The sequence below is a fragment of the Streptomyces sp. NPDC006510 genome, assembly GCF_040611955.1.
Lineage (GTDB): Bacteria > Actinomycetota > Actinomycetes > Streptomycetales > Streptomycetaceae > Streptomyces.
On record NZ_JBEXPH010000265.1, the window covers coordinates 1 to 9245 of the forward strand.

The 9245-nt window shown below is 73.3% G+C and carries 4 protein-coding genes and 3 pseudogenes; all 7 read left to right on the forward strand.

The genetic code is table 11. The features are described from left to right. Positions 1 to 113: 113 nt before the first annotated feature. A pseudogene (locus ABZY11_RS40065) lies at positions 114 to 1266 on the forward strand (glycosyltransferase). 61 nt (positions 1267 to 1327) lie between these two features. After that, positions 1328 to 1498 (forward strand): annotated as a pseudogene (locus tag ABZY11_RS40070) (SGNH/GDSL hydrolase family protein); the annotation flags it as partial. A gap of 66 nt (positions 1499 to 1564) precedes the next feature. Beyond that, on the forward strand, positions 1565 to 5212 hold the full coding sequence (locus tag ABZY11_RS40075) for a hydantoinase B/oxoprolinase family protein (RefSeq protein ID WP_356483887.1): 3648 nt from the start codon (positions 1565 to 1567) through the stop codon (positions 5210 to 5212). A gap of 92 nt (positions 5213 to 5304) precedes the next feature. Then, positions 5305 to 6831 (forward strand): hypothetical protein, encoded by a 1527-nt coding sequence (locus tag ABZY11_RS40080; RefSeq protein WP_356483888.1) that lies wholly within the window; start codon positions 5305 to 5307, stop codon positions 6829 to 6831. After that, positions 6828 to 7016, forward strand: a complete 189-nt coding sequence (locus ABZY11_RS40085; RefSeq protein ID WP_356483889.1) for a hypothetical protein — start codon at positions 6828 to 6830, stop codon at positions 7014 to 7016. The genes ABZY11_RS40080 and ABZY11_RS40085 overlap by 4 nt, the downstream gene beginning before the upstream one ends. After that, on the forward strand, positions 7013 to 7942 hold the full coding sequence (locus ABZY11_RS40090) for a hypothetical protein (protein ID WP_356483890.1): 930 nt from the start codon (positions 7013 to 7015) through the stop codon (positions 7940 to 7942). The genes ABZY11_RS40085 and ABZY11_RS40090 overlap by 4 nt, the downstream gene beginning before the upstream one ends. A gap of 60 nt (positions 7943 to 8002) precedes the next feature. After that, positions 8003 to 9245: pseudogene (locus ABZY11_RS40095) on the forward strand (hypothetical protein); the annotation flags it as partial.

Sequence of the window (9245 nt, forward strand, 5' to 3'; positions counted from 1 at the left end):
ATGGGCAGAGGCCGTATCGGTCGAGCCCTGCGTCATGAACGACCCCCCGCGGGGCTGCACTGGGTAAAGATCCAAGTCGGCCCGGTCACGCCCGGCGTGGCGACAATACGGATATGCGTGTCGTCATCGTCACCGAGTCCTTCCCGCCCGATGTCAACGGCGTGGCCCACTCCACCTTCCAGACGGCCCGGCATCTCGTCGGCCGCGGCCACGAACCGCCCGTCGTCGCCCCGGCCCCGGCCGGCGCGACGACCACGTCCCGTCCGGACCTCCCCGACGCGCTCGAAGCCGACGCCCCCTGCCCCGTGGCACGCGTCCCCGCCCTCCCCCTGCCCGGCTGTCCCCAAATCCGGGTCGCGCTGCCGAGCCGGCGGCTGACCGCCGCCCTCACCGCCCACCGCGCCGAACTCGTCACATCTGGCCGGACCGTTCGTGCTCGGCGCCCGGGGCATGGTGGCCGCCGCCCGGCTCGGACTGCCGGCCGTGGCCGTCTACCGGACCGATCTGGCCGGCTACGCACGCACCTACCTCGGCACCGGCGAAAACACCGCCTGGCGCCGGATGCGCGCCGTGCACAGCGCCGCCGACCGCACCCTCGCCCCGTCCACCGCCGCCCTGCGCGATCTCACCGGTCACGGTGTGCCCCGGGTGCGGCTGTGGCCACGAGGCGTCGACACCGCACGGTTCCGGCCCGTGCTGCGCGACGAGCGACTGCGCCGCCGGCTCGCACCCCGCGGGGAGCGGATCGTCGGGTACGTCGGGCGGCTCGCCCCCGAGAAGCATGCCGAACTCCTCGCCGGGATCTGCGCGATGCCCGGGGTCCGGGTCGTGGTCGTCGGGAACGGCCCCAGCGAACCGTCGCTGCGCACCGCCCTGCCCGGCGCCCTCTTCCTGGGGCGCAGTACCGGCGACGACCTCGCCCGGGTCTTCGCCTCGCTGGACATGTTCGTGCACACCGGACCGTACGAGACGTTCTGCCAGACGGCGCAGGAGGCCATGGCCTGCGCAGTGCCGGTGATCGCGCCGACGGCGGGCGGACCGCTCGACCTCGTCGACCACGGGCGCACCGGACTGCTCGTCCCCTCCGCTCGACGCCCGTGCCGTGGCGGCGGCGGTCGGCCGCTCGTCGCGGACCCCGCACGCGCGGCGGCCTACGGCGTCACCGGCCGTGCCACGGTCGAGGGACGGACCTGGCAGGCCGTGGGCGATCAGCTCCTGGACCACTACGACGAGGTGCAGCGCGACCACACGGCGGTGGCGGCATGAACGGCCGCGGACAGCGGATGGTCATCGTCCGGCTGGCGAACTCCATCACCCCGTCGTCCGGCTGGCCACCGCAGGCACCGGCTGGCCGGCCCGCCGAAGCACCGATCTGCTGCCCAAGCTGCTGTGCCTGGCCGGAGCCGGGCTGCGGCACCGGGCGTGCGGCACCGGCGCACACCTCGACCGACGGGCCGAGGAGGCGCTGCGCAACGCGGCGGCCGCCGCCGACCGGTGAGCCGGGAGCGGGGAAGCGGGCCGCGCCGTCCGGGCCGTCGGCCGCGCCGCGGGTCAGTATGGAGGGATGACCGGACGCTGGGAGTTCTGGATCGACCGAGGCGGGACGTTCACCGATGTCGTGGGCCGGGACCCCGGCGGGCACCTGGTCACCCGCAAGCTGCTCTCCCACGACCCGGACCGCTACCGCGACGCCGCCGTGGCCGGAATCCGGGCGCTGCTCGGCCTCGGCCCCGGCGACCCGGTCCCCGCCGACCGGGTCGCCGCGGTGCGGATCGGTACCACCGTCGCCACCAACGCCCTGCTGGAGCGGCGCGGCGAGCCGACCGTCCTCGTCATCACGGCAGGCTTCCGGGACGCCCTGCGCATCGCGTACCAGAACCGGCCGCGGCTCTTCGACCGACGCATCCTGCTCCCCGAGGCCGTGTACGAGCGGGTGATCGAGGTCCCCGAACGGATCGACGCCCGCGGCCGGGTCGTCACACCATTGGACCGGGAAGCGGTCACCGAGCGGCTGAGGGCGGCCCACGCCGACGGACTGCGCAGCGCGGCCGTCGTCCTGATGCACGGCTACCGCCACCCCGGACACGAGAGCGCCGTGGCCGCCGCGGCCCGCGAGGCGGGCTTCACCCAGGTCAGCTGCTCGCACGAGGTGAGCCCGCTGATCAAGCTCGTACCGCGCGGCGACACCACCGTCGTCGACGCCTATCTCTCACCGATCCTGCGCCGGTACGTCGACGAGATCGCCGCCGAACTCGACGGCATCCGGCTGATGTTCATGCAGTCCAACGGCGGGCTGCGCGAAGCCTCCCACTTCCGGGGCAAGGACGCGGTGCTCTCCGGCCCCGCCGGAGGCGTGGTCGGCATGGCCCGCACCTCCGAACAGGCCGGATTCGGCCGGGTCATCGGCTTCGACATGGGCGGAACGTCCACCGATGTGTCCCACTACGCGGGGGAGTTCGAGCGCGAGCTCGGCACCCAGGTCGCCGGTGTGCGGATGCGCGCCCCGATGATGAGCATCCACACCGTCGCGGCCGGCGGCGGCTCCGTCCTGCACTTCGACGGCCGCCGCTACCGGGTCGGCCCCGACTCGGCGGGCGCGGTCCCCGGCCCGGCCTGCTACCGCCGCGGCGGCCCGCTGACCGTCACCGACGCCAATGTGATGCTCGGCCGGATCCAGCCCGCGCACTTCCCGGCCGTATTCGGACCGGACGGGAACCTCCCGCTCGACGCGGACCTGGTCCGCGAACGCTTCGACGCACTCGCCGAGGACGTGGCGCGGGCCACCGGAACACGGCGCACGGCCGCCGAAACCGCCGCCGGGTTCCTGGAGATCGCCGTGCTCAACATGGCGAACGCGGTCAAGAAGATCTCCGTGCAGCGCGGGCGCGACATCACCCGCTACGCCCTGACCGGCTTCGGCGGCGCCGGTGGCCAGCACGTCTGCGCCGTCGCCGACTCCCTGGGCATCGACACGGTCCTCGTACCGCCGCTGGCGGGCGTGCTGTCCGCGTACGGCATCGGGCTCGCCGACGCCACCGCGATGCGCGAGCAGTCGGTGGAAGCGGAACTCAACGAGGCGACCCGGACCGCGGTGGGCGGACTCTGCGACGAACTGGCCACCCGGACCCGCGCCGAACTGCGCGCCGACGCCGTCCCCGACAGCGCGATCAGCACCCGTGCCCGGGTGCTGCTGCGCTACGCCGGTACGGATTCGAGCCTGCCCGTCGACCTGGACACCGCCCCCGCCATGGCCGCGGCATTCACCGCCGAGCATCGCGCGCGCTACGCGTTCACCATGGACAAACCCCTGGTCGTCGAAGCGGTCTCGGTCGAGGCGACCGGAACGGCCGGCCGGCACGAGCCACGCCCGGCCGACCGCACGCCCCGCGCGAGCACGGAACCCCGGCCGCGCGACACCGTAAGGATGTTCGCAGACGGCCGATGGCAGGACACCCCGCTCCACCGCCGCGAGGAACTGCGTCCCGCGGACACCGTGACCGGCCCCGCCGTGATCGCCGAGGCGGACGCCACCACCGTCGTCGACCCGGGCTGGCAGGCCGCTCTCGACGGCACCGGCCACCTGCTGCTCACCAGGGTCCGCCCGCGCCCGGACCGCACGGCCGTCGGCACCCGGGTCGACCCCGTCATGCTGGAGGTCTTCAACAACCTCTTCATGTCGATCGCCGAGCAGATGGGGGTGCGCCTGGAGAACACGGCCCACTCCGTCAACATCAAGGAGCGGCTCGACTTCTCCTGCGCGCTCTTCGACGCGGACGGCAATCTGATCGCCAACGCCCCGCACATTCCCGTCCACCTCGGCTCGATGGGGGAGTCCATCAAGGAGGTGCTGCGGCGCAACGGCGGCGCACTGCGTCCCGGCGATGTGTACGCCATCAACGACCCGTACCACGGCGGAACCCACCTGCCAGACGTGACCGTGGTGACACCCGTGTTCGACGAGACCGGCGCCGAGCCGCCCGAGCTGCGCTTCCTCGTGGCCTCACGCGGACACCACGCCGAGATCGGCGGCATCACCCCCGGCTCCATGCCCGCCTTCAGCCGCACCATCCACGAGGAAGGGGTGCTGTTCGACAACTGGCTGCTGGTACGCGACGGCAGGTTCCGCGAGGACGAGACGCGCGAGCTGCTCACCACCGCCGCGCACCCCTCCCGCGACCCGGAGGCCAACCTCGCCGACCTGCGCGCCCAGATCGCCGCCAACGAGAAGGGCATCGTCGAACTCCGGCGCATGGTCGAACAGTTCGGGCCCGACGCCGTCGCCGCGTACATGCGGCACGTGCAGGACAACGCCGAGGAGTCCGTCCGCCGGATCATCGCCGAACTGCACGACGGTGCCTACCGCTACGAGACCGACAACGGCGCTGTCATCGAGGTCGCCCTCACCGTGGACCGGGCCGCCCGCAGCGCGGTCGTCGACTTCACCGGCACCTCACCGCAGCAGCCGGGCAACTTCAACGCGCCGAAATCCGTGGTCATGGCGGCCGTGCTGTACGTCTTCCGGACCCTGGTCGCCGACGACATCCCGCTCAACAGCGGCTGCCTCAAGCCCCTGGAGGTCCGGATCCCGGAAGGCTCCATGCTGGCGCCCGTCCACCCGGCGGCCACCGTCGCGGGGAACGTGGAGACGTCCCAGGCCGTCACCGGCGCCCTGTACGCGGCCCTCGGCATCCAGGCCGAGGGTTCGGGCACCATGAACAACCTCACCTTCGGCAACGAACGCGTCCAGTACTACGAGACCGTGGCGAGCGGCTCGGGAGCGGGCGACGGCTTCGACGGCGCCGACGCCGTGCAGACCCATATGACCAACTCCCGCCTCACCGACCCCGAAGTCCTCGAATGGCGCTACCCCGTCCTGCTGGAGAGCTTCCGGGTACGCGACGGCAGCGGCGGCGGCGGGCGCTGGCACGGCGGCTGCGGCGTGGAGCGGCGGATCCGCTTCCTGGAACCCGTCACCGTGGCGCTGCTCTCCGGTCACCGCCGGGTCCGGCCGTACGGCATGGCGGGCGGCGAACCCGGCGCACTGGGCGGTCAGTACATCGAGCACCCGGACGACCGGGCGGCCACCCCGCTGCGCGGCTGCGACACGGCCGAGTTGGAACCGGGAGACGTACTGGTGCTCCGCACACCGGGCGGCGGGGGCTACGGAACCCCGGAACCGGACCGCGACGACCGCACGGAACGCACCGGGTGACAGCGACGACGCCGCCGAAGACCGGCCCCGGACAAGGGGTCGCTTCTGCGCCGTTTCGACCGTTGTCAGGGTGAGGACCTAATCTGTGCATCGTGACTTCGCCTGCCTACACGGACAACGCTGCGCCCCAGCTCAGCGCGGGGCCGCGGCCCGCCCCGGGCCCGGCCGCCGACGAGGGGCTCTCGCGGCGGCTGCGCGCGCTCGCCTGCACGGCGCCGCTGCACGACCTCGATGTGCGCAAGGCGAATCTGGCCGGCGAGTACACGGTCTACGCGATGGCCGAGGTCGCGCTCGCCGCGATCGACCTCGTCACCCTCAACATGGACTTCGACACGGGCGCCGACCACGACCAGATAGTGACCAGGCTGCTTCCCCGCGTCGCCGCCCAGGCCCCGCGCCGCCCCGCGGCCGAGCACGAGCGCGTCGCGCGCTGGGTGCTGGAGAACCTGATCAACGTCGGCAGCGTGGACCGCGGATTCCGCGCGGTGTACGGCACGTTCGGCCCCGACGGGGTGTACGTCCGCCGGGACTACGACTTCAAGCTGATCGAAGAGGTCCCGGGATACGGCGGCACCGTCTACCTCCGGGCCACCGACGAAGCGGTCAACGTCCTGGTCGGCGCCCTCGACACGGACGTCACCAGCGCCCAGATCGCCGCCGAGGTGAAGCTGGAGGTCCTGATCAGCCGGGGCCGCCTCGCGGACGCGCAGCTCGCCGCCGAGCAGGCCCGCTACCGCACCGTGCAGTACGCGGAAACCCTCCGCAAGACGCTGGAGGCCACCCGGCGCAACGTCCGCGCCGTCGACTGGCTCAACGCGGTGCCCGACATGATCGCCGAAGCGCTGGATCACGTCGCCGACCGCTACCGCCACGAGAACGCGATCCTCACCAACATCCGCAAGGCGCGCGACGAGGCGGAGGAACCCGAGCACAAACGCCGCGCCGCCGAGCTCGTCGACATCGTCAAGGACTGCATCCGCCGCCACACCCAGCTCCAGTCCCGCCTGCTGGAGGCCGGGCCGCTGTTCCGCGCCGAACAGGACCGGCAGGCGTTCGCCACCCCCACGGCCCGCACCGGCCTCGATCTGTACGGCCAGCTGGTGGCCCCGCTGCTGCCGCTCCCCGTCGAACAGGCGATCCGCGTCACCGACACCTTCTTCGCCCACGGCACCGGACTGCGCACCCCCACCTCGGTACGGCTGGGCGACCTCGTCGACATGCTGCTCACCCCGCCCCTGGAGCGGGAACACCTGGGCGCCGAGATGCCCGAGCCCGACCTGATCGCCACCCCCGACGACAGCAGGTTCAGCGAGGAGCAGCTCGCGAGCGCCATGGACCTCCTGGATCTGGAACACGACGCCCCGCGGCGGCTCTCCGGACTCCTCGCCGAGGCCCGGCGCCGCGATCCCGAACTGCCCTATCTGGTAGCCCTGCTCGCGGTGCACGCCGCGAGCCCGCCGGTCGGCACCGCCTACCGGCAGGGAGAGCAGCGGCTGCTGTTCTCCGTCGACGACGGCACGCAGCTCGACGACCCGGAGTTCGGCGGCGCGGACCTGATCGTGGGCACGGCTCTGCTGGACGCGGCCGGAATGGCCGCGGACCGTACGGAGGCGTCATGACCGGCGCGCTGCGCGCGGTGACGGGCGCGGCACACGCGGCCCGGTGCGCGCCGGCCCGGCAGGCCCCCGCCGGTACCCACGCCACGGGCCCGGACCGGACCGCGCCGCCCGGGACGGACACCGCGAGAGCGGGCGCCGTCCACCCCGTACCGAAGAGTTCCCGGAGCAAGGAGCGACAGTCGTGAGCGACCACCGCGCACAGCACACCGACGCGTGGAGCGAGCCGACCGCCGCGTACGCGAACGAGGTCACCAGGCCCGCCGACCCGGTGGGTCCCGCGGCCGCTCCACCCGTCACCCCGGCCGACGCGGCCGACGCCGCCCGGCTCGTCGCCTTCGGCCTCCAGCCCAAGCTGCTGCCCGCACGCGACGCCGAATACGCCGGACTGCTCCGCCGCTACCGGGAGGAGCCCGCCTTCGCCCGGCTCGCGGACGCCGTGGCGACCGGACTCGGCCTGGTCGTCCTGGAGGTGTCCACCCGTGCGGGCATGGCCGTGACCGCCGGGGAGGACTCGGTCTTCGCCGTCCGCATGGGCGACTACGCGCGCCGCGCCTCGTCCGACTCCGCCGACCGCTTCCTGCACGGGCTCGCGCACCTCGCGGTCGCCGCGATGGCCTTCCCCCGCCCCGAGGACCTCGCCGATGACGCGTACATCGGCCGGATCACGGTCAACGGCGTCGACTCCTTCGTACGCCAGGCGTGCCACCGCCTGGAGGAGCGCGCCGAGGAGCAGGGCGACAACACCGACCCGGCCACCGACGCCCCGGGACTCGAAGCGGCCTGGCGGATCTACGCCCGGCGCAGCTCCACCGGCGCCACGAAGGACGCCCGGCGACTGGCCGGTTCCACCACCGGCATCGTCGGCAAGGCCGTCGCCTTCCTCACCGACTCCGGTTTCCTCCAGCGCACCGGGGACGACGCCGGCGGCGCCTTTCGCACCACCGCCCGCTATCAGCTCCAGGTCCGCGACATGGCCGGCAGCGCCGCCATGGCCGAACTGCTGGAGCTCGGCGTCGTACCGGTCACCGACGGCACGGCGACACTGCTGCCGCCGCCCGACCCCGACGACCTGGAGCTGGCCGCCGACGCGGGCCTGCCCTTCCACGCCTGACCGGCCCGCCCCACCACCGCCTTCTCCCTCCCGCTGCCTGAACGACGAGAGTCCGCCGCCATGTACGAGCTGTCCCGGGTCCGCCTCTACTCCATCGGGCCGGCCGGTGCGCGCTACGCCGACACCGTGCTCGACCTGCGCGGAGTGGGCGAGCCCGTGCCCAACCCCGCCCCGGCCCAGGCGGAGTTCTTCGAGGAGGAGCCGGTCGGCCCGCCGTGCCGCCCCGCCCCCGCGGGGGTGCTCTTCCTGGAGAACGGCGGCGGCAAGTCGGTACTGCTGAAACTGATCTTCTCGGTAATGCTGCCCGGCCACCGCAACACCCTCGGCGGCGCCAGCTCCGGCGTGCTGCGCAAGTTCCTGCTCGCCGACGACTGCGGGCACGTCGCCCTGGAGTGGCAGCACACCCTCACCGGCGAGTGCGTGGTCGTCGGCAAGGTCAGCGAATGGCGCGGCCGGCAGGTCTCCAACGACCCGCGGAAGTTCGCCGAGGCCTGGTACTCCTTCCGGCCCGGACCCGGCCTCAGCCTGGACTCCCTGCCGGTCGCCGAGGCCACCTCCGTGCGACGGCCCGTCGAAGGCGTCTCCGGTGCGCAGGGCAGGCGGCGCACGATGAAGGGCTTCCGCGACGCCCTGACCGAGGCGGGCAAGTTCTACCAGCACCTCGATGTGCACTGGGAAGAGATCCACGACCGCTGGAACGAGCACCTCGGAGATCTCGGACTCGACCCCGAACTCTTCCGCTACCAGCGCGAGATGAACGCGGACGAGGGCGAGGCGGCCGGGCTCTTCGCGGTCAAGAAGGACTCCGACTTCACCGACCTGCTGCTCCGCGCCGTCACCGACACCCGCGACACCGACGGCCTCGCCGACCTGGTGAGCGGCTTCGGCAACAAGCTGGGCCGCCGCGCCGAACTGACCGCCGAGCGCGACTTCACCGCGGGCTCGGTCGACCTCCTCGGCCGGATCGTGGAGGCCGCCGGAACCCGCTCCCGTGCCCGGGACATCCACGCGGGCGCCGAGCGCCGCACCCGTACGCTCGTCCGCAGACTCTCCGCCCGCGCCGGGCAGGAACGCGGCCGGACCGCCGAGCTGGCCCAGCAGGTGACGGGCGCCGCGCACACCGTCACCACGGCCGAGCAGGCCCGCAGCCGCAGCGCCCTGATCGCCGCCGAACTGGCCTACCGGCACGCCTCCCTGGCCCTGACCGCGGCCGAGAAGGGCGCCGCCGCCCAACGCCGCGAACTGGTCGACGCCCGCACCCTGCACTCCGCCTGGCAGGCCGCCGAGGCCGTACTGCGCCACC

Coding starts and splice junctions, on each gene's coding strand:
- ABZY11_RS40075 (WP_356483887.1), top strand. CDS start 1,565: ATGACCGGACGCTGGGAGTTCTGGATCGACCGAGGCGGGACGTTCACC.
- ABZY11_RS40085 (WP_356483889.1), top strand. CDS start 6,828: ATGACCGGCGCGCTGCGCGCGGTGACGGGCGCGGCACACGCGGCCCGG.